26 protein-coding genes are annotated in these 26,711 nt (G+C 73.1%); 16 read left to right on the top strand and 10 right to left on the bottom strand.

Annotation, left to right across the window (positions count from 1 at the left end; genetic code table 11):
- Positions 1 to 2: 2 nt before the first annotated feature.
- Complete coding sequence (locus HEK131_RS27575) at positions 3 to 878, bottom strand: hypothetical protein (protein ID WP_244337516.1); 876 nt, start codon at positions 876 to 878, stop codon at positions 3 to 5.
- 331 nt (positions 879 to 1,209) lie between these two features.
- Between HEK131_RS27575 and rplM the strand changes: the two genes are divergently transcribed.
- From rplM to glmM, 3 genes are all read left to right on the top strand, one after another.
- Entirely contained in the window at positions 1,210 to 1,653 is a 444-nt protein-coding gene (gene rplM, locus HEK131_RS27570) for a 50S ribosomal protein L13 (RefSeq protein ID WP_161146661.1), read from the top strand.
- Positions 1,654 to 1,695: 42 nt separating this feature from the next.
- On the top strand, positions 1,696 to 2,217 hold the full coding sequence (rpsI, locus tag HEK131_RS27565; protein WP_030811723.1) for a 30S ribosomal protein S9: 522 nt from the start codon (positions 1,696 to 1,698) through the stop codon (positions 2,215 to 2,217).
- 179 nt (positions 2,218 to 2,396) lie between these two features.
- A complete protein-coding gene (gene glmM, locus HEK131_RS27560) occupies positions 2,397 to 3,755 on the top strand; it encodes a phosphoglucosamine mutase (protein WP_244337514.1) in 1,359 nt (452 codons plus the stop codon).
- Here the strand turns inward: glmM and HEK131_RS27555 are convergent.
- Both HEK131_RS27555 and coaA read right to left on the bottom strand, forming a co-directional pair.
- A complete protein-coding gene (locus HEK131_RS27555) occupies positions 3,752 to 4,699 on the bottom strand; it encodes a DUF389 domain-containing protein (protein WP_244337512.1) in 948 nt (315 codons plus the stop codon). The two genes, glmM and HEK131_RS27555, sit on opposite strands and share 4 nt — an antisense overlap.
- A gap of 22 nt (positions 4,700 to 4,721) precedes the next feature.
- Positions 4,722 to 5,711, bottom strand: a complete 990-nt coding sequence (coaA, locus tag HEK131_RS27550) for a type I pantothenate kinase (protein WP_217461872.1) — start codon at positions 5,709 to 5,711, stop codon at positions 4,722 to 4,724.
- A gap of 234 nt (positions 5,712 to 5,945) precedes the next feature.
- On the opposite strand from coaA, the gene HEK131_RS27545 reads away from it, so the two are divergent.
- Entirely contained in the window at positions 5,946 to 6,731 is a 786-nt protein-coding gene (locus tag HEK131_RS27545; protein WP_244337510.1) for a hypothetical protein, read from the top strand.
- A gap of 24 nt (positions 6,732 to 6,755) precedes the next feature.
- Here the strand turns inward: HEK131_RS27545 and HEK131_RS30200 are convergent, their stop codons facing one another.
- Positions 6,756 to 8,285 carry an FG-GAP-like repeat-containing protein gene (locus HEK131_RS30200; RefSeq protein ID WP_279614281.1) on the bottom strand — a complete coding sequence of 510 codons (1,530 nt, stop codon included), beginning with the start codon at positions 8,283 to 8,285 and terminating at the stop codon, positions 6,756 to 6,758.
- Between the two features lie 173 nt (positions 8,286 to 8,458).
- On the opposite strand from HEK131_RS30200, the gene glmS reads away from it, so the two are divergent.
- From glmS to HEK131_RS27495, 7 genes are all read left to right on the top strand, one after another.
- The gene (glmS, locus tag HEK131_RS27525; RefSeq protein WP_244337508.1) at positions 8,459 to 10,306 is read left to right on the top strand and encodes a glutamine--fructose-6-phosphate transaminase (isomerizing); all 1,848 of its coding nucleotides are present in this window, start codon (positions 8,459 to 8,461) and stop codon (positions 10,304 to 10,306) included.
- Between the two features lie 23 nt (positions 10,307 to 10,329).
- Positions 10,330 to 10,701, top strand: coding sequence for a holo-ACP synthase (locus tag HEK131_RS27520; protein WP_217461876.1), 372 nt, complete (start codon positions 10,330 to 10,332; stop codon positions 10,699 to 10,701).
- Between the two features lie 46 nt (positions 10,702 to 10,747).
- The gene (locus HEK131_RS27515) at positions 10,748 to 12,181 is read left to right on the top strand and encodes an NAD(P)H-hydrate dehydratase (RefSeq protein ID WP_244337506.1); all 1,434 of its coding nucleotides are present in this window, start codon (positions 10,748 to 10,750) and stop codon (positions 12,179 to 12,181) included.
- 81 nt (positions 12,182 to 12,262) lie between these two features.
- The gene (alr, locus tag HEK131_RS27510) at positions 12,263 to 13,417 is read left to right on the top strand and encodes an alanine racemase (RefSeq protein WP_244337504.1); all 1,155 of its coding nucleotides are present in this window, start codon (positions 12,263 to 12,265) and stop codon (positions 13,415 to 13,417) included.
- A gap of 86 nt (positions 13,418 to 13,503) precedes the next feature.
- On the top strand, positions 13,504 to 14,754 hold the full coding sequence (locus tag HEK131_RS27505) for an alpha/beta fold hydrolase (protein WP_244337502.1): 1,251 nt from the start codon (positions 13,504 to 13,506) through the stop codon (positions 14,752 to 14,754).
- Positions 14,711 to 15,232 (top strand): tRNA (adenosine(37)-N6)-threonylcarbamoyltransferase complex ATPase subunit type 1 TsaE, encoded by a 522-nt coding sequence (tsaE, locus tag HEK131_RS27500; protein WP_217461880.1) that lies wholly within the window; start codon positions 14,711 to 14,713, stop codon positions 15,230 to 15,232. The genes HEK131_RS27505 and tsaE overlap by 44 nt, the downstream gene beginning before the upstream one ends.
- A gap of 128 nt (positions 15,233 to 15,360) precedes the next feature.
- On the top strand, positions 15,361 to 15,534 hold the full coding sequence (locus HEK131_RS27495; RefSeq protein ID WP_217461881.1) for a hypothetical protein: 174 nt from the start codon (positions 15,361 to 15,363) through the stop codon (positions 15,532 to 15,534).
- A 16-nt stretch (positions 15,535 to 15,550) separates the two neighbouring features.
- Here the strand turns inward: HEK131_RS27495 and HEK131_RS27490 are convergent, their stop codons facing one another.
- Positions 15,551 to 16,105 carry a hypothetical protein gene (locus tag HEK131_RS27490; RefSeq protein WP_217461882.1) on the bottom strand — a complete coding sequence of 185 codons (555 nt, stop codon included), beginning with the start codon at positions 16,103 to 16,105 and terminating at the stop codon, positions 15,551 to 15,553.
- Positions 16,106 to 16,237: 132 nt separating this feature from the next.
- On the opposite strand from HEK131_RS27490, the gene tsaB reads away from it, so the two are divergent.
- From tsaB to HEK131_RS27470, 4 genes are read left to right on the top strand one after another with little or no spacing between them, the layout of a single operon-like run.
- Complete coding sequence (gene tsaB, locus HEK131_RS27485; protein WP_217461883.1) at positions 16,238 to 16,894, top strand: tRNA (adenosine(37)-N6)-threonylcarbamoyltransferase complex dimerization subunit type 1 TsaB; 657 nt, start codon at positions 16,238 to 16,240, stop codon at positions 16,892 to 16,894.
- Between the two features lie 17 nt (positions 16,895 to 16,911).
- The gene (gene rimI, locus HEK131_RS27480) at positions 16,912 to 17,394 is read left to right on the top strand and encodes a ribosomal protein S18-alanine N-acetyltransferase (protein ID WP_217461941.1); all 483 of its coding nucleotides are present in this window, start codon (positions 16,912 to 16,914) and stop codon (positions 17,392 to 17,394) included.
- Positions 17,387 to 18,490: a tRNA (adenosine(37)-N6)-threonylcarbamoyltransferase complex transferase subunit TsaD gene (tsaD, locus tag HEK131_RS27475; protein ID WP_161147246.1), complete on the top strand. Its 1,104-nt coding sequence runs from the start codon at positions 17,387 to 17,389 to the stop codon at positions 18,488 to 18,490. The genes rimI and tsaD overlap by 8 nt, the downstream gene beginning before the upstream one ends.
- Positions 18,487 to 18,741 (top strand): hypothetical protein, encoded by a 255-nt coding sequence (locus HEK131_RS27470; RefSeq protein WP_217461884.1) that lies wholly within the window; start codon positions 18,487 to 18,489, stop codon positions 18,739 to 18,741. The genes tsaD and HEK131_RS27470 overlap by 4 nt, the downstream gene beginning before the upstream one ends.
- Positions 18,742 to 18,950: 209 nt before the next feature.
- Here HEK131_RS27470 and HEK131_RS27465 read toward each other — a convergent pair whose 3' ends face one another.
- From HEK131_RS27465 to HEK131_RS27450, 4 genes are read right to left on the bottom strand one after another with little or no spacing between them, the layout of a single operon-like run.
- Positions 18,951 to 21,257 (bottom strand): glycoside hydrolase family 3 N-terminal domain-containing protein, encoded by a 2,307-nt coding sequence (locus HEK131_RS27465; RefSeq protein ID WP_244337500.1) that lies wholly within the window; start codon positions 21,255 to 21,257, stop codon positions 18,951 to 18,953.
- A gap of 35 nt (positions 21,258 to 21,292) precedes the next feature.
- Positions 21,293 to 22,111, bottom strand: coding sequence for a carbohydrate ABC transporter permease (locus HEK131_RS27460; RefSeq protein ID WP_161147249.1), 819 nt, complete (start codon positions 22,109 to 22,111; stop codon positions 21,293 to 21,295).
- Between the two features lie 4 nt (positions 22,112 to 22,115).
- Positions 22,116 to 22,976, bottom strand: coding sequence for a carbohydrate ABC transporter permease (locus HEK131_RS27455; RefSeq protein WP_244337498.1), 861 nt, complete (start codon positions 22,974 to 22,976; stop codon positions 22,116 to 22,118).
- Entirely contained in the window at positions 22,973 to 24,280 is a 1,308-nt protein-coding gene (locus HEK131_RS27450; protein WP_244337496.1) for an ABC transporter substrate-binding protein, read from the bottom strand. Before HEK131_RS27450 ends, HEK131_RS27455 begins: the two co-directional genes overlap by 4 nt.
- A gap of 117 nt (positions 24,281 to 24,397) precedes the next feature.
- Between HEK131_RS27450 and HEK131_RS27445 the strand changes: the two genes are divergently transcribed.
- Positions 24,398 to 25,426 (top strand): LacI family DNA-binding transcriptional regulator, encoded by a 1,029-nt coding sequence (locus HEK131_RS27445; RefSeq protein ID WP_244337493.1) that lies wholly within the window; start codon positions 24,398 to 24,400, stop codon positions 25,424 to 25,426.
- A gap of 25 nt (positions 25,427 to 25,451) precedes the next feature.
- Here HEK131_RS27445 and HEK131_RS27440 read toward each other — a convergent pair whose 3' ends face one another.
- Complete coding sequence (locus tag HEK131_RS27440) at positions 25,452 to 26,636, bottom strand: class I SAM-dependent methyltransferase (RefSeq protein ID WP_432215678.1); 1,185 nt, start codon at positions 26,634 to 26,636, stop codon at positions 25,452 to 25,454.
- Between the last annotated feature and the right edge of the window lie 75 nt (positions 26,637 to 26,711).

Genomic DNA, 26,711 nt, shown 5'->3' with positions numbered 1-26,711 from the left:
GGCTACTGGGCCGCCGCCGACGCCTGGGCCTCCCCGCGGCGCCGGATCTGGCGGAAGGAGAACTCGGCCAGGTCGTTGCCGGCGGCGAAGACCTTGGTGTCCTTGGTCGTCACGTCCTTGCCGTCGGTGAAACCGGCGATCGTGAAGTAGGCGTACCGGCCGAGGGTGTTGGTGGTGGAGCGGCAGATCGCGGAGTCGCAGAACGACTTCACGCCCTTGCCCGGCAGCGCGGCGACGATGCTCTTCTTGTCCGCCCGGTCCTTGAACCGGGTGGCGTCGGTGTCGTTGTCGAAGACCGCGACACCGACCGTGACGGCCACGCCGTCCTTGACGTAGCTGACCCGCATCAGCCGGGTGCAGTCGCCCGCGGCGAGCGCCTTCGGGAGGGTGCCGCCGGCGCCGGACGCGCAGTTCTTGCTGTCGGCGGTGGCGCCCTTCTTGTACACCGTCTCGCCCATGGTGAGCTGGGTCCCCGGGAACAGGGTCTCCGGGCTCAGCGGAGCGGTGTCCTTGTTGGCGCTGGCTATGAAGTCCTTGGGGTCCAGCGGCGGTGGCGCGCTGGTCGGCGCGAAGGACGGTGCCGTGGTCGCCGTGCCGCCCGGCAGGGAGGCGGTCGCGGGCAGGCCGGAGGGACCGCCGGCCCGGTCGTCGCCGCCCGCGTTCACCACGGCCATGGCGACGGCGGTGCCGACCGCTCCCGTGGCGAGCACGCCGCCCGCGATGAGCAGCACCTTGCGACGCTTCTTGCGGGTCTCGGAGGCGTCGGCGAGCGCCGCCCAGTCGGGGGTGCCGTCGTCGCCGCCGCTCTTCCACGGCTGCTCGGATTGAGGTGTCCAAGGGTCCCACTGAGACTGGGGACCCCCCTGCCCATAACTCATGGGGCGCATCTTAGAGGGGCCCGGAGGGTCCCGGCGCGCCCGAGGTGAGGCCGTGCGGAGGCGATAGGGGGACCTTCGGCGCACGGGGGAACATCTCGGCCGGGCGGCATTCCCGGCAAGCTCGTTTTGACCCGTCCGGGGGCGGCCCGGTAACCTAGCTCCTCGTTGTGTATTGGCTTGCTCATTCTCACGGGACGGGCCCTTACACCGGTCCACCGGGCCGATGACCAGCGATCAGCACGCGGTTGCGTCACCGCAGTGCGATCGAGGCTGTCGTGATCGTTTCGGTGACCTGTTCAGGACCATTCACTCGAAGCGAAGGCTACGAACCGTGCGTACGTACAGCCCCAAGCCCGGCGATGTGACGCGCCAGTGGTACGTCATCGACGCTCAGGACATCGTCCTGGGTCGTCTCGCCACCACCGCCGCGACCCTTCTCCGGGGCAAGCACAAGCCGATCTACGCGCCGCATGTCGACACCGGTGACTTCGTCATCGTCGTCAACGCCGACAAGGTGCACCTGTCCGGCAACAAGCGGACCCAGAAGATGGCCTACCGTCACTCCGGCTACCCCGGTGGTCTGCGCTCCGTCCGTTACGACGAGCTGCTCGACAAGAACCCCGAGAAGGCCATCGAGAAGGCCGTCAAGGGCATGCTCCCCAAGAACACCCTCGGCCGTCAGATGCTCTCGAAGCTGAAGGTCTACAAGGGCGACCAGCACCCCCACGCTGCCCAGCAGCCGGTGCCGTTCGAGATCACCCAGGTCGCGCAGTAATTCCGGCCACCCTTTAAGACTGAAGAGAATCTGAGGAGAATCGTGGCCGAGACCACCCCCGAGCAGCCGCTCGAAGAGACCGAGCTCGTCGACATCGAGAGCTACACCACCGAGACCGAGCTCCCCGTCGAGGGCGAGTACACGTCGGAGTCCCTGGCTTCCCGCTTCGGCGAGCCGCAGCCGGCCGCCGGCCTGGGCCGTCGCAAGAACGCCATCGCCCGCGTCCGGATCGTCCCGGGCACCGGCAAGTGGAAGATCAACGGTCGCACCCTCGAGGACTACTTCCCGAACAAGGTGCACCAGCAGGAAGTCAACGAGCCCTTCAAGGTGCTCGAGCTCGACGGTCGCTACGACGTCGTCGCCCGCATCGCCGGTGGCGGTGTCTCCGGTCAGGCCGGTGCGCTCCGTCTCGGTGTCGCCCGTGCGCTGAACGAGGCGGACGTCGACAACAACCGCGGCGCCCTCAAGAAGGCCGGCTTCCTCAAGCGCGACGACCGTGCGGTCGAGCGCAAGAAGGCCGGTCTGAAGAAGGCCCGTAAGGCCCCGCAGTACAGCAAGCGCTAAACAGCGGCGCTTCGCGCGTACTCCGAACGCCCCGACGGCACGCCCTGTGTGCCGTCGGGGCGTTCGTTTATCTGCGTCAAGGGCGTATAACGGCACAAGACGCTCAAAGGCTTGTGTGATCGGATGCTCGGGCGCATGCCATGATTCCTGGCAGCAGTGACGCTTCCTCGGGAGGACAAGTGGGACGACTCTTCGGCACCGACGGCGTGCGTGGCGTCGCCAACGCGGACCTGACGGCCGAGATGGCGCTCGGCCTGTCCGTCGCGGCGGCGCATGTACTGGCCGAGTCGGGCACGTTCGAGGGCCATCGGCCGACCGCGGTGGTGGGCCGTGACCCGCGCGCGTCCGGGGAGTTCCTGGAGGCCGCCGTCGTCGCGGGCCTGGCCAGCGCCGGCGTGGACGTGCTCCGCGTCGGTGTGCTGCCGACGCCCGCCGTCGCCCACCTGACCGGCGCGCTCGGCGCCGACCTCGGTGTGATGCTCTCCGCCAGCCACAACGCGATGCCGGACAACGGCATCAAGTTCTTCGCCCGTGGCGGCCACAAGCTCGCGGACGAGCTGGAGGGCCGTATCGAGGCCGTCTACGAGTCGCACCGCCACGGCGAGCCCTGGGAGCGCCCCACCGGCGCCGGGGTGGGCCGGGTCCGCGACTACGAGGCCGGCTCCGAGACCTACGTCTCCCACCTGCTGTCGGTGCTGCCGAACCGGCTGGAGGGGCTGAAGATCGTCCTGGACGAGGCGCACGGCGCGGCCGCGGGCGTCTCCCCGGAGGCGTTCACCCGGGCCGGTGCGACGATCGTCACGATCGGCGCCGAGCCGGACGGCCTGAACATCAACGACGGCTGCGGCTCGACCCACCTGGGTCTGCTGAAGGCCGCCGTGCTGGAGCACGGCGCGGACCTCGGCATCGCGCACGACGGGGACGCCGACCGCTGCCTGGCCGTGGACCACACCGGCGAGGAGGTCGACGGCGACCAGATCCTCGCGGTGCTCGCGCTGGCGATGCGGGAGCGCTCCGCGCTGGCCTCGGACACCGTGGTGGCCACCGTGATGTCCAACCTGGGCTTCAAGCTGGCCATGGAGCGGGCGGGCATCCGCCTGGTGCAGACGGCCGTCGGTGACCGGTACGTGCTGGAGGAGATGAAGCAGCACGGGTACGCGCTCGGCGGCGAGCAGTCCGGGCACGTCATCATCCTGGACCACGCCACCACCGGTGACGGCACGCTGACCGGCCTGCTGCTGGCGGCGCGGGTCGCGGAGACCGGGCGGGCCCTGCGGGAGCTGGCCTCGGTGATGGACCGGCTGCCGCAGGTCCTCGTCAACGTGCCGGACGTGGACCGCTCGCGGGTGCGCACCTCGGCCGACCTCGCGGCCGCCGTGGGCGAGGCCGAGCGCGAACTCGGTGAGACCGGCCGGGTGTTGCTGCGCCCCTCGGGCACCGAGCCGCTGGTCCGGGTCATGGTGGAGGCCGCCGACATCGACCAGGCCCGCACGGTCGCCGGGCGCCTGGCCGACGCGGTCAAGTCGGCGCTGGGCTAAGCCTTCTGGGCCTTCGGGCCGCTCCTGCCCCTCCTGGCCCAGAACGCCTTCTGCGCCAGGAGGGTGAGGACGCCGGCCAGCACGATCCCGAAGAGGTTCAGCAGGAGCTGCTCGCAGGAGCCGACGGTCTGCTCGGTGTCCCCGTAGGCCAGGGCGACGGCGGCGTTCGCGGCGGCCGGGACCGTGGTGACCGAGATGGCCACGCCGACCAGGGCGCCGGACTTGGCCGAGGTCAGGGAGAGCGTGCCCGCGGCGCCGGCGAGCAGGGCGACGATGAAGGAGAACGGGTCCGGCGCGTACACGAACCCGGTGTTGGGCCGGTCCGCCTCCAGCTTCGCCTCGCTGAACTGCCCGAGGGCGTCCATCAGGATGCTGAAGCCGACCGTCAGCCCTATGGCGACGGCGAAGCCCACCACCAGGGCGATCAGTGAGCGGGACGCAAGCTTGGGCTTGCGCCGCACCAGCGCGGTGCTGATCCCGGCCAGCGGCCCGAATTCCGGGCCCACGGCCATCGCGCCCACGATCAGCACGGCGTTGTCCAGCACCACACCGCAGGCCGCGATCATCGTGGCGATGGTGAGGAAGGCGACGTAGGTCACCGACAGGGTCGACTCCTCGTGGGTCTCCTCGACCAGGTGCTCCCACAGCACGGCGTCCGCGGCCTCGCCGGGCGCCTCCTCCTCGGCGCGGTCGGCGCGCCGGGACAGTGACAGGGCGATGTCGTCGGCGGCGATCGAGCCCGTGCGGTCGACACCGAGTTCCTGGAGCCGGGTGAGCAGGCCGTCGCCCGCCTCCCGGGCCACGTCGCACAGCACCACGTCCCCGGCGGGGTCGCGGGCGGCGCCGGGCAGGACGACGAGGTGGGTGGCGCCGACCGTGGACTCGATCAGGCGCACCACCTCGTCCGTGCGGTCGGACGGGACGATCAGACGCAAGTGCAGCATGCGCCCATCCAACCGTCCCGGGCTACAGCTTGCGCAGCCGCAGCCGCTGCACGGTGTGGTCGGGTCCCTTGCGGAGCTGGAGCGTGGCCCGGCCGCGGGTGGGGGCGATGTTCTCGGTCAGGTTGGGCTTGTTGATGGTCCGCCACAGTCCGCGCGCGTAGTCCACCGCCTCCTGCTCGGAGACCTGGGTGTACTTGCGGAAGTACGAGGAGGGGTTCTGGAACGCGGTCTGGCGCAGCTTCTTGAACCGCTCCAGGTACCAGCGCTCGATGTCCTCGGCGCTCGCGTCGACGTACACGCTGAAGTCGAAGTAGTCGGCGAGACCGACCCGGGTGCGGCCGTCGCTGCCGGGCAGGGCGGGCTGGAGGACGTTCAGGCCCTCGACGATGAGGATGTCCGGGCGGCGGACGGTGAGGCGTTCGCCGGGGACGATGTCGTAGATGAGGTGGGAGTAGACGGGCGCGGTCACCTCGTCCTTGCCGGCCTTGATGTCGGCGACGAAGCGGGTCAGGGCGCGGCGGTCGTAGGACTCGGGGAAGCCCTTGCGTGACATCAGGCCGCGGGCCTGGAGCTCCTTGGTCGGCAGCAGGAAACCGTCGGTGGTGACCAGCTCGACGCGGGGGTGCTCGGGCCAGCGGGAGAGCAGGGCCTGGAGCAGGCGGGCCACGGTGGACTTGCCGACCGCGACCGAGCCGGCGACCCCTATGACGAAGGGGGTGCCGGACTGGGAGCCCTGTTCGCCGAGGAAGGTGTTCAGGGCGCCTCTGAGGCCGTCGGTGGCGCCGACGTAGAGGTTGAGCAGGCGGGAGAGCGGGAGGTAGATGTCCCGCACCTCGTCGAGGTCGATGACGTCGCCGAGGCCGCGCAGCTTCTCCACCTCCTCGGCGGTGAGCGGCTGCGGCGTCTTGTCGCGCAGCGCGCTCCATTCGGCGCGAGTGAGGTCGACGTAGGGAGTCGCCTCCGGCCTGTGCCGGTGGGCGCTCCGGGGGATCGAGGAGACCGGTGAGATCACATTCCATTGTTAACGCTGTTTGAACGGGGGTGGGCGTGGGGTGCGTCACGCGTGTGGGGGCGGAGATCACGCGGCCGTCACGGTCGGGTACCGGGCGGGCCTCCCCATGATCATCTGTGTGTCCGCTGTGCTTAAAGTGCGAGGTATCCGTGCGCAAAGCGCGGGAAAAGTGTCGCGGGCGCCGTCGGTCGGCAGATGAGACGCCGTCCGTCAGCAGAAGAGAAGAGTGCCCACGTGAGTGCCACCGCCGTCCGCCGTTCCGTCCTCGCCGCGTCCGCCGCCGCGCTGGCCCTGCTCGCCACCGCCTGCGGCGGTTCCGGTGACGCGGACAAGGGCGCCGGGGGCAAGGGTGACGGCGCCCCGGCCGCGGCGTCCGCCCCGGCGCTCAAGGCGCTGACCGCCGCCGAGCTGGAGAAGGCCGGGCTGGCCCAGTCCGACGTGAAGACCGGCAAGGTCACGGCCAAGGTTCCGGGCGGCGACGACATCGCTGCGGGCAAGGTCACCACGGACGACGCGGCGTGCCTGCCGCTGGCCCGCGCCCAGGCGGGCGTGGCGCAGGGCGAGCCGGCGTCGACGGCGAAGCGGTCCTGGCTCGGTACGCCGAAGAAGCCGGCGCCCGGCACCAAGCCCGAGGACGCGCTGCTGGCCGCGCTCGACGTGGACAAGACGCTGATCGGGCTCGCCTCCTACGACGGCGGCGCGGCACCGGCCGCCCTCAAGGGGCTGACCGCGGCGGCGCAGAAGTGCGCGGGCGGCTTCACGGCCACCATCGCGGGCGAGAAGACCCGGTTCCTCAAGGCCGCCACGGCCGCCGCGCCGCAGGGCGGGGACGAGGGTGTCGCGGTGAACCTGACCATGGCCGCCGACGAGGGCGTGAAGGCCGTGAGCAAGGTCGTCGTCGTCCGTCAGGGCGCCACGGTGGCCACCTTCAGCACGATCAACATGGCGGCGATGGCCTCGGGCAAGGACTACGAGGTCCCGGCCGAGGTCATCGCCGCGCAGGTGGCCAAGCTGGGCTGATCCGCCCGCCGCGGCCGGCCGGGCTCAGGTGTTGATGAGCGACTCCTGGCGGGAGGTCTGCAGCACGCTGCCGAACTGGGGGATGCCCGTCGTGTCCATCCCCGTCTGGCCGAGCCGCAGGAGCTGCGCGCCCACGGTGCCGATGCGGTGCTGCCCGTCCTGGGCGGGCTCGGAGGGCAGCACGGTGACGGTGCCGTCGCCGTTGTCCTGCCACGGGCTGCCCGCGATCAGGTCGGCCCCGCCGTCGTGGTCGAGGTCGGACAGCAGCGCGGCGGTGCCGAAGTTCCCTCCCGGTGTACCGGGGACGCCGTGGTTGCCCTGGTAGAAGTACTGCGGGGAGGTCTTGGTGTCGATGCCGGAGGCGGTGCCGTACAGCACGGTGACGGTGCCCATGTTGTAGTACATCTGCCCCCACAGGCGCATGTTCTCCTGCTGGGCGCCGACGGCGAGGTCCAGCCGGCCGTCGCCGTTGACGTCGCCGAGCGTGACGGAGCTGCCGAACTTGTCCCAGTCCTCGGAGTCGCCGGGGATGGCGCCGGACTCCTGGGTGATGGTCTGGACGCGGGACGAGGGGCCCGAGGCCGATCCGTAGGTGATCTCCACCTTGCCGCCGATGGGGCCGGTGGCGGTGGTGCGGCCCCAGTAGACGCCGGTGACGATGTCGCCGCGGCCGTCGCCGTCGATGTCGCCGATGGCCGCCGCGAGGCCGCCGGGCATCCGCTTGGCGGTGGTGCGCGAGGGGCCCGTGGAGGTGCCCGGCACGTAGTAGTTGACGTTGTGGTACTTGCCGTCGGTCGTGGAGGCGGTGCGGTTCAGTCCGTCCACCATCAGGTCCGCGCGGCCGTCGCCGGTGACGTCACCGGCCGTGAGGTTGATGATCCCGGCTTCCGGGGCGCCGCGCAGCGACAGGGAGCGGGTGGCGAGGGCCCCGGCCCTGCCGTTCCTGCCGATGCCCTTGCGGAACGTGTAGAGGGTGGACGAGCTGGTGCCGACGGCGAGGTCGGTACGGCCGTCACCGTCGAAGTCGCCCGCCGCCAGCGAGGCGCCGAAGCGGTCGTGCTCGGCCGGGGCCGGGTCGGCGATGGTGGAGGCGCCGGCGAGCCCGCGCGGGGAACCCCAGACGATCTGCACCGTGCCGCCGTTGATGTCGCTGCCCACGTCCTCCAGCGGGCTGCCGACGGCGAGGTCGGTGTAGCCGTCCCGGTCGAAGTCGCCGGTGGTGGTGGCCGCGCCGAACAGGTCGCCGTTCTCCGCCGTGTCCGGCACACCGGAGGTGTCCTGGTCGATGGTGGTGTGCCGGGCGGGGGAGACGCCCTGGGCGGAGCCGTAGAACGCGGTGACCGAGCCGACCCGCCACTTCCCGTGCGCCCAGGCGGCGGGCGCGCTGACCACGAAGTCGTTGTAGCCGTCGCCGTTGAAGTCGGTCCTGGGCTGCTTGGCGGCCGCTCCCGCCGTGCCCGCCGCGACGGCGCTGCCGGAGAGCGCGCCGGTCATGCCTCCCACCAGGGTCGCGGCGACGACGGTGGCCAGGGCTGTGCGATGTCCACGCTTCATTCGTGAGTCTCCCGCTGTTCGCTTGGGTGTGCGGGTGGTAGACCCCCGACGGGCTCGCACGGTTGTGTGTCGGAGTGCGAATGGCTTCGGACGGTGCCGAAGGGCCGCAGAATTTCCGAATCCGGGCACGCGGTACCGCTTTTGACGGGCCGTCGGACCGTAGGCTGCCGAACATGTGCGGAATCGTGGGATACGTAGGGGCGCAGTCGGCGCTCGATGTGGTGATGGCCGGGCTGAAGCGGCTGGAGTACCGGGGATACGACTCGACCGGTGTCGCGGTGCTCGCGGACGGCGGGCTGGCCTCGGCGAAGCGGGCCGGGAAGCTGGTCAACCTGGAGAAGGAACTGGGCGAACGCCCGCTCCCGGCCGGCACCACCGGCATCGGGCACACCCGCTGGGCCACCCACGGCGGCCCGACGGACGCCAACGCCCACCCGCACCTGGACAACGCGGGCCGGGTCGCGGTCGTGCACAACGGCATCATCGAGAACTTCGCCGCGCTGCGCGCCGAACTCACCGAGCGCGGCCACGACCTGACCTCCGAGACGGACACCGAGGTGGTCGCGCACCTGCTGGCGGAGGAGTTCTCCGCGAGCGCCGACCTCGCGGAGGCGATGCGGCTGGTGTGCCGTCGCCTGGAGGGCGCCTTCACCCTGGTCGCCGTGCACACCGACGAGCCGGACGTGGTCGTGGGCGCCCGGCGCAACTCCCCGCTGGTGGTGGGCGTCGGCGAGGGCGAGGCGTTCCTCGCCTCCGACGTGGCCGCGTTCATCGCCCACACCCGTGAGGCCGTCGAGCTGGGTCAGGACCAGGTGGTCGAGCTGCGCCGCGAGGGCGTCACGGTGACCGGCTTCGACGGCAGCCCGGCCGAGACCCGCGCCTACCACGTGGACTGGGACGCCTCGGCGGCCGAGAAGGGCGGCTACGACTACTTCATGCTCAAGGAGATCGCCGAGCAGCCGAAGGCCGTCGCGGACACCCTCCTCGGCCGCATCGACCCCTCCGGCTCGCTCACCCTGGACGAGGTGCGGATCGGCGCGGCCGAACTGCGCGAGGTGGACAAGGTCGTCATCGTCGCCTGCGGCACCGCCTTCCACGCCGGTCTGATCGCCAAGTACGCCATCGAGCACTGGACCCGCATCCCCTGCGAGGTCGAGCTGGCCAGCGAGTTCCGCTACCGGGACCCGATCCTGGACGGGCGTTCGCTGGTCATCGCCATCTCGCAGTCCGGCGAGACCATGGACACCCTGATGGCGCTCAGGCACGCCCGCGAGCAGGGTTCCAAGGTTCTGGCCATCTGCAACACCAACGGCTCGACCATCCCGCGCGAGTCCGACGCCGTGCTCTACACGCACGCCGGCCCGGAGGTCGCCGTCGCCTCCACCAAGGCGTTCCTGACCCAGTTGGTCGCCTGCTACCTCGTCGCCCTCTACCTGGGCCAGGTGCGCGGCACCAAGTGGGGCGACGAGATCCGTGACGTCGTCCGGGACCTCTCCCGGATCTCCGGCGCGGTCGAACGCGTCCTGGAGACCATGGAGCCGGTGCGGGCGCTGGCCCGCTCCCTCGCGGAGAAGAACACCGTGCTCTTCCTCGGCCGTCATGTGGGCTACCCCGTCGCTCTGGAGGGCGCCCTCAAGCTCAAGGAACTCGCCTACATGCACGCCGAGGGCTTCGCGGCCGGCGAGCTGAAGCACGGCCCGATCGCCCTGATCGAGCAGGACGTGCCGGTCGTCGTGCTCGTGCCCTCCCCGCGCGGCCGGTCCGTGCTGCACGACAAGATCGTCTCCAACATCCAGGAGATCCGCGCCCGCGGCGCCCGCACCATCGTCATCGCCGAGGAGGGCGACGAGGCGGTCGTCCCGTACGCCGACCACCTGATCCGCATCCCGGCCACCCCGACCCTGCTCCAGCCGATGGTCTCCGCGGTGCCGCTGCAGGTGTTCGCCTGCGAACTGGCCACCGCGCGCGGCAACGAGGTGGACCAGCCCAGGAACCTGGCGAAGTCGGTGACGGTGGAGTAGGGCGGCCGCCGTAGGCTCCCGGCATGAGCATCATCGGGGTCGGGATCGACGTGGCCGAGATCGACCGCTTCCGGGCGGCGCTGGAGCGTACGCCGAATCTGGCCGCCCGGCTGTTCGTCGCGGGGGAGTTGACGCTGCCGGGCGGGGAGCGGCGGGGGATCGCCTCGCTCGCGGCCCGGTTCGCGGCCAAGGAGGCCCTCGCCAAGGCGCTGGGCGCCCCCGCCGGGCTGCTCTGGACCGACGCCGAGGTGTACGTCGAGGACAGCGGGCAGCCCCGGCTGCGGGTCAAGGGCACCGTCGCGGCGCGCGCGGCCGAGCTGGGGGTGCGGTCCTGGCACGTCTCGCTCAGCCATGACGCGGGCGTCGCCTCCGCCGTGGTCATCGCCGAGGCGTGAACCATCCGGGTGCGCCCTCCCGCGCTCCGGGGGCAGACTCGGACCCATGCGTACTGCGTACAGCGTGGAGACGGTACGGGCGGCCGAGCGCGCCCTGATGGCCCGGCTGCCCGAGGGCACCCTGATGCAGCGGGCGGCCGCCGGACTGGCCGCCGCCTCGGCCGAGTTCCTCGGGCGGGTGTACGGCAGCCGGGTGGTGCTGCTCGTCGGCAGCGGGGACAACGGCGGCGACGCGCTGTACGCCGGGGCCCGGCTGCGCCGGCGCGGTGCCGGGGTCACCGCGGTCCTCCTGACGCCCGACCGCGCCCACGCGGGCGGCCTCGCCGCGCTGCGCCTTGCGGGCGGCGCCGTCATCGGCCCCGACCGGGCCCCGGAGGCGATCGAGCGGGCCGACCTGGTGGTGGACGGCATCGTCGGCATCGGCGGCAAGGGCGGGCTGCGGCCGGACGCCCGGCACCTGGCCGAGGCCGCCGAGCGGTCGCGGGCCGCGATCGTCGCCGTGGACTTGCCCAGCGGGGTCGACGCGGACACCGGCGAGGTGTCCGGCGCCGCCGTCCGCGCCGACCTGACCGTCACCTTCGGCGCGTACAAGCCCGGCCTGCTGATCGACCCCGGCCGCGAGTACGCCGGGACGGTGCGGCTCGTCGGCATCGGCCTCGAACTTCCTCCGGACCCGGTGCTGGAGGCCCTCCAGCACGAGGACGTGGCCCGGCTGCTGCCCGCCCCCTCCGCCGAGAGCGACAAGTACCGGCGCGGGGTGCTCGGTGTCGCCGCCGGGTCCGCGCGCTATCCCGGCGCTGCCGTCCTCGCCGTCTCCGGCGCGCTGCGCGGCGGCGCGGGCGCCGTGCGGTACGTCGGCCCCGCCGGGGACGCCGTCATCGCCCGCTTCCCCGAGACCCTCGTCTCCGACCAGGGCCCCGACCACGCGGGCCGGGTGCAGGCGTGGGTGGTGGGTCCGGGCGCCGGGGAGGACGCCCCCACCGTGGCCAAGGTGCTCGCCGCCGACGTGCCCGTGCTGCTGGACGCCGACGGGCTGCGGCTGGCCGACCGGGACGTCGTGCGCGGGCGCACCGCGCCGACCCTGATGACCCCTCACGCGGGGGAGGCGGCCGCCCTGCTGGGGGTGCGCCGCGAGGAGGTGGAGGCGGCCCGGCTGACCTCGGTGCGGGAACTGGCGGCGGTCTACCGGGCGACAGTGCTGCTGAAGGGCTCCACCACACTGGTCGCCGACCCCGGCGGCGGCCCGGTCCGGGTCAACGCCACCGGCACCGGCTGGCTGGCCACGGCGGGCAGCGGTGACGTGCTGTCAGGGCTCGCCGGATCGCTGCTGGCCTCCCGTCTGTCGGCGCTGGACGCGGGCAGCGTCGCCGCGTATCTGCACGGCCTCGCCGGACGCCTCGCCTCGCAGGGCGCCCCCATCGCCGCCCTCGACATCGCCGAGCGGGTGCCCGAGGCGTGGCGGGACGTCGTACGGGACTGAGGCGCGGTCAGGCGGGCCCGCGCGGATCGCCGAGGAGTGCGGCCGGGGGCCGCCGACGCCCTCTGAGAGACTGGGGGCGCCATGAGTGAGACTTCTGCTGTGCCGACCGCGCCCCTGCGCGCCCGCGCCGAGATCGATCTGGGTGCCCTGCGCGCCAACGTCCGGGCGCTGCGCGCCCGTGCCGAGGGCGCGCAGCTGATGGCCGTCGTCAAGTCGGACGCCTACGGCCACGGCGCCGTGCCCTGCGCCCGCGCGGCCCTGGACGCCGGGGCGACCTGGCTGGGCACCGCCACCCCGGAGGAGGCCCTCGCGCTGCGCGCGGCCGGGCTGCCGGGCCGGATCATGTGCTGGCTCTGGGTGCCCGGCGGGCCCTGGCGGGAGGCGATCGAGGCCGACCTCGACGTGTCCGTCAGCGGCATGTGGGCGCTGCGCGAGGTGACGGCCGCCGCCCGCGAGGCGGGCCGCCCCGCGCGGGTGCAGCTCAAGGCCGACACCGGTCTCGGCCGCAACGGCTGCCAGCCCGACGACTGGCCCGAGCTGGTCGCCGAGGCCCTGGAGGCCGAGGCCGCCGGGCTGATCCGGGTCACCGGCCTGTGGTCCCACTTCGCCTGCGCGGACGAGCCCGGTCATCCCTCCATCGCGGCCCAGCTCGCCCGGTTCCGGGAGATGGTGGGGTACGCCGAGGAGCGGGGCGTGGAGCCCGAGGTCCGGCACATCGCCAACTCCCCGGCCACGCTGACCCTTCCGGAGACCCACTTCGACCTGGTCCGCACCGGCATCGCCGTGTACGGCATCTCGCCCAGCCCCGAGCTGGGCACCCCGGCCGACTTCGGACTGCGCCCGGTGATGACGCTGAGCGCGTCGCTGGCGCTGGTCAAGCGGGTGCCGGGCGGCCACGGCGTCAGCTACGGCCACCACTACGTCACCCCCGGCGAGACCACCCTCGGCCTGGTGCCGCTCGGCTACGCCGACGGCATCCCCCGGCACGCCTCCAGCGGCGGTCCGGTGCTGGTCGACGGCAAGCTGCGGACCGTCGCGGGGCGGGTGGCGATGGACCAGTTCGTGGTCGACCTCGGCGGCGACGAGCCGGAGGCGGGCACGCGGGCGGTGCTGTTCGGGCCGGGCGACGGAGGCGAACCCACCGCCGAGGACTGGGCGCAGGTGTGCGGGACGATCGCGTACGAGATCGTCACCCGGATCGGCACGCGTGTGCCCCGCGTCCATGTGAACGCGTGACCCCTGCGGGCGCCGGGCACGCTACTGTCCGGTAGCCCTTGGCACACCGGCCCGGCGGACCGTAGTACGGCGAGGAGGAACGGCACGTGAGCGAGAGCAGTGCGGAGGCCGTGGTGGACGCGGTCGCCGCGACGGCCGCGTCCGGCGGCTGGCGCAAGGCGACCGGTCTCGCCGGCGCCGCGATAGGCGTCCTCGCCGCGGGCGCGGCGGCCGGTGTCGCCATCGAGCGGATGACGGTCGGGCGCGGCATACGCCGCAACGCCGCGCTGGCCCTGGACTCCACGGGCCCCTACGGCACCCTGCGCGGCACCCCCGGCAAGGCCGTCGCCGACGACGGCACCGAGCTGTACTACGAGGTCGACGACATCGACCCCGACCCCGGCCCGAACGTCTCCCCGCGCCGCCGCAGGCTCTTCGGCCGCAAGACGCCCGCCCCGGTGACCGTCGTCTTCTGCCACGGCTACTGCCTCGGCCAGGACTCCTGGCACTTCCAGCGGGCCGCCCTGCGCGGCGTCGTCCGCACCGTGCACTGGGACCAGCGCAGCCACGGCGAGTCCGGGCGGGGCGTGTCCCAGACCCGCGACGGGCTGCCGGTCACCATCGACCAGCTCGGCCGGGACCTCAGGGCGGTGCTGGACGCGGCCGTCCCCGAGGGGCCCGTGGTGCTGGTGGGGCACTCGATGGGCGGGATGACGGTGATGGCGCTGGCCGCGCAGTACCCGGAGTACATCCGGGACCGGGTCGTCGCCACCGCGTTCGTCGGCACCTCCTCGGGCCGGCTCGGCGAGGTCAACTTCGGTCTGCCGCTGGCCGGGGTGAACGCGGTGCGCCGGGTGCTGCCGGGCGTGCTGAAGGCGCTGGGGCAGCAGGCCGAGCTGGTGGAGAAGGGGCGCCGGGCCACCGCCGAGCTGTTCGCCGGGGTGATCAAGCGGTACTCGTTCGCGGGGCGGGACATCGACCCGGCGGTCGCGCGGTTCGCGGAGCGGATGATCGAGTCCACCCCGATCGACGTGGTCGCGGAGTTCTACCCGGCCTTCACCGACCACGACAAGACCGAGGCGCTGGCCTGCTTCCAGGAGCTGCCGGTGCTCGTGCTGGCCGGGGTACGGGACCTGGTCACGCCGAGCGAGCACAGCGAGGCCATCGCGGACCTGCTCCCGGACGCCGAGCTGGTGCTCGTGCCGGACGCCGGGCACCTGGTGATGCTGGAGCACCCCGAGGTCGTCACCGACCGCCTCGCCGACCTGCTCACCCGCGCCGGCGCCGTTCCGGCAGGGGCTACCGTAAGCGGTTATGGAAGAGGCACCAGCAGCAGCGGCACCGTACGACCCGGCTGAGACCCGGCTCACCGTCACCTCCCCCGAGCAGATGCGGGAGCTGGGCCTGAGACTGGCCGGGCTGCTGCGCGCGGGCGACCTGGTGATGCTCACCGGCGAGCTGGGCGCGGGCAAGACGACGCTGACCCGCGGGCTCGGCGAGGGGCTCGGGGTGCGTGGCGCGGTCACCTCGCCGACCTTCGTGATCGCGCGGGTCCACCCCTCGCTGGTGGACGGGCCGCCCCTGGTCCACGTCGACGCCTACCGTCTGTCCGGCGGGCTCGACGACATGGAGGACCTCGACCTCGACGTCTCCCTGCCCGACTCGGTGATCGTCGTGGAGTGGGGCGAGGGCAAGGTCGAGGAACTGACCGACGACCGGCTGGAGATCCTCATCCACCGCGCGGTCGGCGACACCACCGACGAGGTCCGCCACGTCACGCTGACCGGCCTCGGCGACCGCTGGGCGAAGGCGGATCTGGACTCGCTCGCCGGCTGAGGGCGCCGATATCCCGACAGGGTGTCGGAATCGTATTGCGCGGGACGTACCGGGCGTGGTCACATGGTACCCAGCCCGTGGTTAGGCATACCTAACCTCGCCCGCCCCCGCAGCTCAGGAGGCGCCCCATGTCCGTTCCGCGTCCCACGGCCCGCCCCGAGGGGGCGACGCGCGCCCAGGTGACCGCGCAGGTGTCCATGCGCGACCTGCTGGCGTCGTGCGCGGCGGCGAAGGCGGTCTCCACCCCGCCGCCCGCGCCGGTCCCCGCCGAGTGCACCCCGGACCACCGCGAGGCGGCCTGAGCGGCGGGCCCTCGCCTCAGCGGATCACGACCACCGGCACGCCGATCGTGGCGAACTGCCACATGGCGTCGCCGTCCCGGCGGTTCTCCCGGATGCCGCCCGTGCGGGCGGAGGAGCCGGCTCCGTCCGGCTGGTCGCGCACGGCCGCACTGAAGCCGACCGTCACTCCGTCCACCGTGGTGAAGCGGACGACGTGCTCCACGGGGACGCCGTCGCTGCCGGTGATGGCGTTCGAGCGCGAGGTGACCCAGTAGGAACCCGGCGCCGGGTCGACCCCGCCGGGGCGGACGCCGAAGGTGCGCCGGACGCGGCTGTGGTCGTCCACCAGCCAGACCCGGTCGTCGTCCACCGAGTACACGACCCGCTCGCCCCTGCCCGAGTGGGCCGGCAGCGCCGTGGGATGCCGCCGGTCGCGCGGGGCCTTGGTCACGGCCACCGAGGGGGACGCGCTCGCCGAGGGGGCGCGCAGGCTCGCCGGGACGTTCGCGTGGGCCTGGTAGGCGAGGAGGCCGACGGTGCCGACGGACACCGCGACGAGTCCGGCCACGATCCCCGAGCTGGTCCCTGCCACGTGCGCCACCTCTGCCTCGTACCGACCCGTTACGGTTCGCGGGATATGTCGTACTTCATACAGACCGTAGCAGTCAGTGACGGTCCGACCGGGACGGCCGTGCGCGAGCCGTGGGCGCCGTAGGCTGTTCGCGTGCTTCTGCTCGCTCTGGATACCGCCACCCCCGCCGTCACCGTCGCCCTGCACGACGGGACGGACGTCGTCGCCTCGTCGAGCCAGGTGGACGCCCGCCGACACGGAGAGCTGCTGCTGCCCGCCGTCGACCGCGTGCTCGCCGCCGCCGGGCTGAAGCTGGACGCCGTCACCGGCATCGTCGTCGGCACCGGCCCCGGCCCCTACACCGGTCTGAGGGTCGGCCTGATGACCGCCGACACCTTCGGGCTCGCCCTCGGCGTCCCCGTGCACGGCGTGTGCACGCTGGACGGCCTCGCCTACGCCGCCGACATCGGCGAGGGCCCCTTCGTCGTGGCCACCGACGCCCGGCGCAAGGAGGTCTACTGGGCGACGTACGCCGACTCCCGCACCCGGCTCACCGGCCCGGCCGTGGACCGCCCGGCCGACATCGCCGAAACCGTCGCGGGGCTGCCCGCGGTGGGCGCCGGCGCGCTGCTCTACCCGGACACCTTCCCCGACGTCCACGAGCCCGAGCACGTGTCCGCCGCCGCGCTCGCCTCGCTGGCCGCCGAGAGGCTGGCCGCCGGACAGGAGCTGGACGAGCCGCGTCCGCTGTACCTGCGCAGGCCCGACGCCCAGGTGCCCAAGAACTACAAGGTGGTCACCCCGAAGTGACCGCGGAGCTGCGCGAGATGCGCTGGTGGGACATCGACCGGGTCCTCGACCTGGAGAAGGACCTGTTCCCCGAGGACGCCTGGTCGCGGGGCATGTTCTGGTCCGAGCTGTCCCACGCGCGGGGCGACGGCGCCACCCGGCGCTACCTCGTCGCCGAGAACGGCGGCCGGCTCGTCGGGTACGCCGGGCTCGCCTCCTCGGGCGACCTCGGCGACGTCCAGACCATCGCCGTCGCCCGCGACCAGCAGGGCACCGGCCTCGGCGCCCGCCTGCTGACCGAGCTGCTGCGGGCCGCCACCGCCTTCGAGTGCGCGGAGGTGATGCTGGAGTGCCGGGTGGACAACATCCGCGCGCAGAAGCTCTACGAGCGCTTCGGCTTCGTCCCCATCGGCTTCCGGCGCGGCTACTACCAGCCGGGCAACGTGGACGCCCTGGTCATGCGCCTGACCGACCCCTCATCCTCCCTGGAAGACGTACAAGGAACCGAGATCAATGGCTGACGAACCTCTCGTCCTCGGCATCGAGACCTCCTGCGACGAGACCGGCGTCGGCATCGTGCGCGGCACCACCCTGCTCGCCGACGCGGTCGCCTCCAGCGTCGACGAGCACGCCCGCTTCGGCGGTGTCGTGCCCGAGGTGGCGTCCCGCGCGCATCTGGAGGCGATGGTCCCGACCATCGACCGCGCGCTGAAGGAGGCGGGCGTCTCCGCCCGCGACCTCGACGGCATCGCCGTCACCGCGGGCCCCGGCCTCGCGGGCGCCCTGCTGGTCGGTGTCTCGGCGGCCAAGGCGTACGCCTACGCCCTGGGCAAGCCGCTCTACGGCGTGAACCACCTCGCCTCGCACATCTGCGTGGACCAGTTGGAGCACGGCCCGCTGCCCGAGCCGACCATGGCGCTGCTGGTCTCCGGCGGCCACTCCTCGCTGCTGCTCTCCTCGGACATCACCTCCGACGTCCGGCCGATGGGCGCCACCATCGACGACGCGGCCGGTGAGGCGTTCGACAAGATCGCCCGCGTGCTGAACCTGGGCTTCCCCGGGGGCCCGGTCATCGACCGCTACGCCCGCGAGGGCGACCCGACGGCCATCGCCTTCCCGCGCGGTCTGAGCGGTCCCCGCGACCCCGCCTACGACTTCTCCTTCTCCGGCCTGAAGACCGCCGTGGCCCGCTGGATCGAGGCCAAGCGCGCGGCCGGCGAGGAGGTGCCCGTCCGGGACGTGGCCGCCTCCTTCCAGGAGGCCGTGGTGGACGTGCTGACCCGCAAGGCGGTGCGTGCCTGCAAGGACGAGGGCGTCGACCACCTGATGATCGGCGGCGGTGTCGCGGCCAACTCCCGGCTGCGGGCGCTGGCCCAGGAGCGCTGCGAGCGGGCCGGTATCCGGCTGCGCGTGCCGCGTCCCAAGCTGTGCACGGACAACGGCGCGATGGTCGCCGCGCTCGGCGCCGAGATGGTCGCCCGCAACCGGGCCGCCTCCGACTGGGACCTGTCCGCCGACTCCTCCCTGCCGGTCACCGACCCGCACGTGCCGGGCACCGGCCACACGCACGACCACGACCACGTGCACGAGGTCAGCAAGGAGAACCTCTACTCATGACCGTCGCCCTGATGTGGGAGGCGCGGGCCGCCGAGGGCCGGGGCGAGGAACTGCTCGCCTGGGCGCGCGGACAGCGGCTCGACCCGGGCCCGCAGCGCAGGGAGACCTTCCGGGCGCCGGGGGACCGGGTACTGGTCATCACCTGGTGGGACGCGGCCTACGACGCGGACCTGCCGGAACTGCCCGCACCGGACGCCGGTCTGGTGTCCCGGCCGGTGCACCGGTGGCGGTTCGAGCCCGTCGGGAACTGATCCACGGCAGGAGTGGCGCGCGGCGGCGATCTCTGGCTATGATCATCACACAGCGAACGGCCGGAACAACTCCGGTTCGAACGCCAGGCGTTGGTGGTCCAAGTCAAGACGCCCCGCTTCCTGCGGGGAAATGCAGGTGCAAGACCTGCCCAGCGCTCCGATCAGAAGGCCGCTCCGGTTCACCGGGGCGGCCTTCGCCGTTGTGCGGCTCACCCGGCCGGTGTCACCGTGGTCCCGCAGCGCAGCACCCGGTCCGGCCCGACCTCCCGCACCGGCCCCGTCAGCCGCAGCCGTGTGGTGTGCCGTACCTCGGCGCTGGACGGCCCGAGGCGCAGCTCCAGCGCGCCCGGCTCGACGATCCGTACCCCCGCGACCCCGGTGAAGGACGCCAGGTCGGCGTGGAAGGCGAAGGTGATCCGGCGGGCCTCGCCGGGCGCGAGCTCCACCCGCTGGTAGCCGACCAGCCGTATGTCCGGCCGGGTCACCGAGGCCACCGGGTCGTGCAGATAGAGCTGCACCACCTCCGCGCCCGCCCGGTCCCCGGTGTTGCGCACGGTCACCGTGATGTCGTACGAGCCGTCCGTGCCGGTCTCCGCCTTTGCCGCGCCGAAGTCCGTCCAGGCGAACGTGGTGTACGACAGGCCGTGGCCGAAGGGGTGCAGCGGGGTCGGGTCCAGGCTGCTGACCTCGCCGGCCAGGCCCAGCGGGGGCTGGAGGTAGGTCCACGGTTGTCCGCCGGGCCCGCGCGGCACGCTCACCGGGAGCCGCCCGGAGGGGTTCACCCGGCCCGACAGGACCCCGGCCAGTGCCGGGCCGCCCTCCTCGCCGGGGAAGAAGCCCTGCACCACCGCGCCGAGCCGGCCCTCCCAGCGGCCCAGCGCGTAGGGGCGCCCGGTGAGCAGCACCAGCACCACCGGCGTGCCGGTCGCCACCAGCGCGTCCAGCAGCTCGCCCTGTACGCCGGGCAGCCGGAGGTCCGCCGCGTCGCAGCCCTCGCCGGAGGTGCCGCGCCCGAACAGGCCCGCCCGGTCGCCGAGCACCGCCACGCACACGTCGGCCCCGGCCGCGCCGGCCACCGCCGCGGCGAACCCGGAGTCGTCCGCGTCCGACACCCCGCAGCCCTCGGCGAACGTCAGCTTCGCGTCCGGGAGTTCGGCCCGCAGCGCGTCCAGCACGGTCGGGATGGCGATGCCGGCCGGGGTGCCGGGGTGGTGGGGGAGGACGTGGGCCGGGAAGGAGTAGCAGCCGAGCATGGCCAGCGGGTCCGCCGCGCGCGGGCCGACCACCGCGATCCGGGAGCCGGGGGCGAGCGGGAGCAGCCCCGCCGGGTTCTCCAGCAGGATCACCGACTCCTCGGCCAGCCTCCGGGCCAGCGCGCGCCCCTCCGGCGGGTCCAGGTCGACGGGGCCGGCCGGTTCCGGACGCCAGTCGGGGTCCAGCAGGCCCAGTTCGCACTTCTGGAGCAGCACCCGGCGGGCCGCCCGGTCGATGAGGGCCTCCGGGACGCGGCCCGCGCGTACGGCGTCCAGCAGCGGGGTGCCGTAGCAGTCGACGGTGGGCAGCTCCACGTCCACGCCCGCCTCCAGGGCCAGGTGAGCCGCCCCGGCGCGGTCCCCGGCCAGCCGGTGCTGGGTGCGCAGGAAGCCGACGCCGAAGTAGTCCGCGACCACCGTGCCGGTGAAGCCCCACCGCTCGCGCAGCACCCCGGTCAACAGCCGGGCGTCGGCCGAGGCGGGCACCCCGTCGGTCTCGGTGTACGCCGCCATCACCGACCGCGCCCCGCCCTCGCGCAGCGCCAGCTCGAAGGGCGGCAGCGTCACGTCCGCCAACTCCCGCGCGCCCGCCCGCACCGGGGCGAGGTTCCGGGCGCCCGCCGAGGACGCGTACCCGGCGAAGTGCTTGAGCGTGGCCACGATCCCGGCCGACTCCAGCCCGCCCACGTAGGCGGCGCCGACCGTGCCGACCAGGTACGGGTCCTCGCCGATGGTCTCCTCCACCCGGCCCCAGCGCGGGTCGCGGACCACGTCGAGCACCGGGGCGAGGCCCTGGTGGACGCCGGCCGAGCGCAGGTCCCGGCCGATGCGGGCGCCCACCTCGGCCACCAGCGCCGGATCGAAGGAGGCGCCCCAGGCGAGCGGTACCGGGTAGGCGGTGGCGCCCCAGGCGGTGAACCCGGCCAGGCACTCCTCGTGGGCGAGCGCCGGGATGCCGAAGCGGTTCGCGGCGGCGATCCTGCGCTGGGTGGCGGCGAGCGCGCGGGCGCCCCGCTCGGCGGCGACCGGGGCGGTGCCGAAGGAGCGGGTGAGCTGGCCGAGACCGTGGGTGATCAGCGCGTCCCAGTCCGGCACCGCGCTCATCTCGCTCTGCAGCGGGGCGACTTCACCGCCGTCCGGACCGGCGCCCACCCAGACGCCGTACAACTGGGCGGTCTTCTCCGCCGGCGTCATCCGGGACAGCAGGTCCTCGACGCGTACGGCGGCGGGCAGGGCGGGGTCACGCCAGGCGGCGGTGGTCATGGAACTCCTGTCGGGACTCGTACGGGGGGAGGGGATCACTTGCCGCCCGCGCCCATCAGGCCGCCGACCAGGGTGCGCCGGGCCACCAGGTACACGGCGAACACGGGGACGCCGGAGAGGACGACCGAGGCGAGCAGGGCGGGGATGTCCACCCCGAACTGGCTGACGTAGGTGAACAGGCCGAGCGTCAGCACGCGGCTGTCCTCGGACTGGGTGAAGATCAGCGGGAAGAGGAAGCCGTTCCACGCCTGGAGGGACGCGTAGACGACGACGGTGCCGATGCCGCCCCTGGCCAGCGGCACGACGAGCCGGAACAGCATCCGCGCCGGGGACGCGCCGTCCAGGGCCATCGCCTCGTACAGCTCCTCGGGGACGTCCCGCAGGGTGCCGGTGAGCACCAGTACCGACACCGGCATGGCGAAGGCCGCCGTGGGCAGCGCGACGGCGAGCAGGCTGTCGTACAGGTGCAGCTTGGTGATCATCAGGTAGAGCGGGACCACCACCGCCTGCGCGGGGACGGCCACGCCCAGCAGGAAGAGCCTGAAGGCCGCGCCCGACCAGAAGCCGCGGGTGCGCACGGCCACGTACGCCAGCGGGACGCACAGGACCAGGACGATCCCCACCACCACCGCGGCGACGAGCACGGTGTTGGCCAGGAAGTGGCCGAACCCGTTGTCGAGGACGGTGCCGTAGTTGGCGAGGGTGGGGTGGCGCGGCGGCCGGAGGGCGTTGGCGCCCAGCGCCTCGTCCTGGCGGGTCAGGGACACCGACAGCATCACGTAGACCGGGACGAGGACGACGGCGAGCCAGACCAGCGCGCCGAGGCCCGCCAGCGGGTTGGCCGGGCGGGTCACGGGGTCACATCCCTTCCCGGGTGCTGCGCATGGCGCCGAAGCCGGTCACCCGGACCAGCAGCAGCGACAGCGCGGTGGCGGCCACGACGAGGAAGGTGGCGATGGCGCTCGCGTAGCCGAAGTCGTAGGCCTTGAAGCCCGACTCGTACATCAGGTACGGCAGGATCGCGGTGTCCGTGCCCGGACCGCCCTGGGTCAGGATCAGCACGGTCTCGAAGTAGGTCAGCGAGCCGACGACCATCAGCACACCGGAGGTGGCCGCGGTGTTGCGGAGCTGGGGCAGGGTGATGGAGCGGAACCGGCGCAGGCGTCCGGCGCCGTCGATGGCCGCCGCCTGGTAGAGCACCTCGGGGATCTGCCGGGCGCCGCCCTGGTAGATCAGGGTGTGGAAGGGGATGAACTGCCAGCCGCCGACGAAGACGAGGGCGAGGAAGGCCCCGGACGTCGTGCCGAGCGTGTCGCCGGGCACGATGCCGAAGTTGGGGTCGAGCAGGGCGTAGAAGAGCAGCGAGACCGCGGTCGAGGACAGCAGGAACGGCACGAAGAAGACCGCCGACAGGACCGCCCGGTTGCGCTGCGGGCCCGCCGCCCAGACCCCGAGCAGCAGGGCGGTGGTCGTCTGGAAGGCGCAGCTCACCGCGGTCAGTGCGACGGTGACGGTCAGCGAGCGGGTCAGCCGGCCGTCGGTCAGCAGCGCGTGCCAGTTGGCGAGTCCCGCCGGGCGCGGCTCGCCGAGGCCGTTCCAGGTGGTGAAGGACAGGCCGAACGCCAGGACCATCGGGACGAGGGCGAAGAGGCCGAAGAAGAGCACGGCGGGCAGGGCCCAGGAGGGATGCGGGCGTCCGGCGCCTCTCGCGGGCCTCACTTCAGCTCCTTCAGCGCCGCCACGAACCGCTCCGGGGACGACTTGCCCACGAACAGCTTGTTGACCTCGGTCAGCATCGGCGTGGCCGCGTCCGGGTCGACCGCCTGGTCCCAGCTCAGCGTGAAGGCGGGGGCCTCGCGCACCATCCGGTACTGGAAGCGGGCGAACTCCGGGTCGGGGGAGGCGTCGAGGAGCTTGTCCGCGTTCGCGGTGGCCGGGACGTCGCCGTTGGCGATCAGCTCCCTGGCGTACTGCTCCGAGGCGCAGGTCCGGAGGAAGGCGAGCGCCGCGTCCTTGTTCCCGGTGCGGGTGTTCACCGACCAGTAGTTGGTGGGGTTGCCGACCACGTTGCGGATGTCACCGGCGCCGCCCTCGAACTCCGGGAACGGGCACCAGCCCAGGTGCTTCCTGGCGAAGTCCGGGAACTTGCCGAGCTGGGTGGAGTACTCCCACGACCCCATCAGATGCATCGCGGCCTTGCCCTTGGCGAGCGCGGCCGGTGCCCCGCCGTTGGTGTAGGCCACCGAGCTGAAGCCCTTGCCGAAGGCGCCGCCGTCGACGAGTTCCCGCACCGTCCGGGCGGCCTCGAGCACGGCGGGGTCGCCCCAGCCCGCCGTGTCGCCGTTCTTGATCCGGTCGAAGACCTTCGGGCCGCCGATCCGGTCCACCAGGTACTCCAGCCACATCAGTTCGGGCCAGATGTCCGCCCCGCCGAGGGCGAACGGGGTGATCCCGGCCTTCTTCAGCCTGGCGTTGTTGTCGAGGAGCTGGTCCCAGGTCGCGGGCGGCTTCAGGCCGTGCTCGGCGAACAGGGTCCTGTTGTAGAAGAGGATCACGGGCTGCATGCCGCGCATCGGGATGCCGTACGCGCGGCCGCCGAGCGCTCCGGAGGCGAGCACGGAGGGCAGGAAGCCGTTCTTCAGCACGGGGTCGGCGGCGATGGTGCCGGTGAGGTCGAGGACCTGGCCGGCCTCCTGGTAGGCCCGGATGGAGCCGCCGCCCCAGTTGAAGAACACGTCCGGGGCGTTGGGCGAGCCCATCGCGGTGCGCAGCTTGGCCGGGTACTCCGCGCCGGGCACCTTCTCCAGCCTGACGCGGCCCTTCGCCTTGCGGGCCGCCGCCGAGTCGTTGAACCGGGAGACCGCCTTCGCCTGCACCTTCGCCGCGTCGTCGCCGTACACGAACGCCGTGAGGGTGCCGTCCGAATCGCCGGGGCCGCCGGAACCGCAGGCGGTCAGTCCGGCGGCCGAGACGAGGGCGGTGGTGCCCGCGCCGAGGAACCAGCGTCTGCTGTAGGTCTCCATGTGCCGGGCACCCCTCACGGTCGTACCGAAAATTTCGAACTGTGGCTCGAATGTTCCGGGAACGTATGGCCATCCTGAGGGTTCGTCAAGACCTCGCGCAGAGCTACGATCTCGGCCATGAAGCCGTCGAAGACCGCAGTACCGCGCAGCGCCACGCTCGCCGAGATCGCCCGGGAGGCCGGGGTGTCGGCTCCGACTGTTTCGAAGGTGCTCAACGGGAGGGCCGACGTGGCGGCGGCCACCCGTACCCGTGTCGAGGAGCTGCTGCGCGTCCACGGCTACCGCCGCAGGCGGGCCGAGGTCACCCGCTCGCCGCTGATCGACCTGGTCTTCCACGAGCTGGAGAGCGCCTGGGCGATGGAGGTCATCCGGGGCGTGGAGAACGTGGCCCGCGACGCGGGGCTGAGCGTGGTGCTCTCCGAGAGCGCCGGACGCCTCACGCCGGGCCGGACCTGGGCCGACCAGGTGGCCGGTCGCCGGCCGCACGGGGTGATCCTGGTGCTGTCCGGGCTCGACGAGTCCCAGCGGGCCCTGCTGACCAGCCGGTCCGTGCCCTTCGTGGTGATGGACCCGGCGGGCGACCCGGGGGCCGACGTCCCCTCGGTCGGCGCCACCAACTGGCAGGGCGGTCTGGCCGCCACCCGGCATCTGGTCGACCTCGGCCACACCCGGATCGGTGCCATCAGCGGCCCGTCCCGGATGATGTGCGCCCGCGCCCGCCTCGACGGCTACCGGGCGGCGCTGGAGACCGCCGGGCTGCCCGCCGACCCGGCGCTGATCAGGGAGGGCGACTTCCACCACGAGTCCGGCCACCGCCTGGGCCTGGAGCTGCTCGGCCGCCCGGACCGGCCCACGGCCGTCTTCGCGGGCAACGACCTCCAGGCGCTGGGGCTGTACGAGGCCGCCCGCGAGCTGGGGCTGCGCGTACCCGAGGACCTGAGCATCGTCGGCTTCGACGACCTGCCCGTCGCCCGCTGGGTGGGGCCGCCGCTGACCACCGTGCGCCAGCCGCTGACCGAGATGGCCGAGGCGGCGGCCCGGCTGGTGCTGGAGCTGGGGCGCCAGGACCGTGAGCGGACGGCCACGCGGCTGGAGCTGGCGACCAGCCTGGTGGTGCGGTCGAGCACGGCGGCCCCGGCCGGGTGAGGGCCGCTCGAAACTTTCGAAGGGCCTACGCCGGGTGCCCGATCAGCATGGTCGGAGCGCCCGCCACGCGGGTCATGAACACCGTCGCCGAGTTCGGTCCCTGCGGCTTGACCTTGCGGCGCAGTTCCTCCGGCTCGACCGCCGAGCCGCGCTTCTTCACGGTCAGGTTGCCCACCTGCCGCTCCCGCAGCAGCGCCTTGAGCTTCTTGACGTTGAACGGCATCCGGTCGGTGATCTCGTAGGCGGAGGCGTACGGGGTGGGGCGCAGCTCGTCGGCGGTGATGTAGGCGATCGTCTCGTCCAGCAGGCCGCCGTCCAGCTCCTCGGCGACCTCCGCGACCAAGTGGGCGCGGATCACGGCGCCGTCCGGCTCGTAGAGGTACCGGCCGGGCGGGCGGACCGCCGGGTCGGGCAGGCCCCGGCCCTGGAGGCCGCGCGGGCCCGGCAGCAGGGTGGCGCGGACACCGCCGGGGATGCCGGTGCCGAACCACAGCACGGCCTCCTTCACGTCGCCGCCGTCCGAGATCCACTCGGCCTCGGCCTCGGCGGGCACCGCCTCGTGCGGGATGCCGGGCGCGATCTTCAGGGCGGCGCGGGGCGCGGCGAGCGCGGTGGCCACGGCCCAGGACAGGGGCGGTGAGTACGCCTCCGGGTCGAAGATCCGGCCGCGTCCGCCGCGCCGGGCGGGGTCCACGAACACCGCGTCGTACCCGGCGGTGTCGACCTCGGTGACGTCGGCCTCGCGCACCTCGATCAGCTCGGCCAGCCCCAGTACCTCGGCGTTGGCCCGCGCCACGGCCGCCGTCAGCGGGTCCCGGTCCACGGCGAGCACCCGGATTCCGGCGCGGGCCAGCGCGAGCGCGTCGCCGCCGATCCCGCAGCACAGGTCGGCGACCGAGGTGATGCCGAGCGTCCGCATCCGCTCCGCGCGGTACGCCGCCACGCTCGCCCGTGTCGACTGCTCGACCCCGTTCGGCGTGAAGAACATCCGCTCCGCGTCCTCCGCCCCGAACTTGGCGGCCGCCCGCTGGCGCAGCCGGGCCTGGCCGAGCGCGGCCGACACCAGGCCGGCCGGGTGGGTGCGGCGCAGCCGGGTGGCGACGGCGAGTTCGTCGGCCGGTGCGGTGCCGCGCACCTCGTCGAGGAGGGCTTGGCCCTCGTCGGTGCGCAGCGCGTGGAATCCCTGGAGGGCGGAGAGCTGGTCGTTCACCGGCTCATTGTGGGCCAGTCGGTGGACCGTGCGCCTCCGGCGGCGGTGTCGGGCCGGGATCGGGGCCGGTGCCTG

The sequence above is a fragment of the Streptomyces seoulensis genome, assembly GCF_022846655.1.
Classification (GTDB): domain Bacteria; phylum Actinomycetota; class Actinomycetes; order Streptomycetales; family Streptomycetaceae; genus Streptomyces.
Note: the sequence above shows the minus strand (reverse complement) of the source record. Positions and strands in the feature narration are given on the sequence as shown.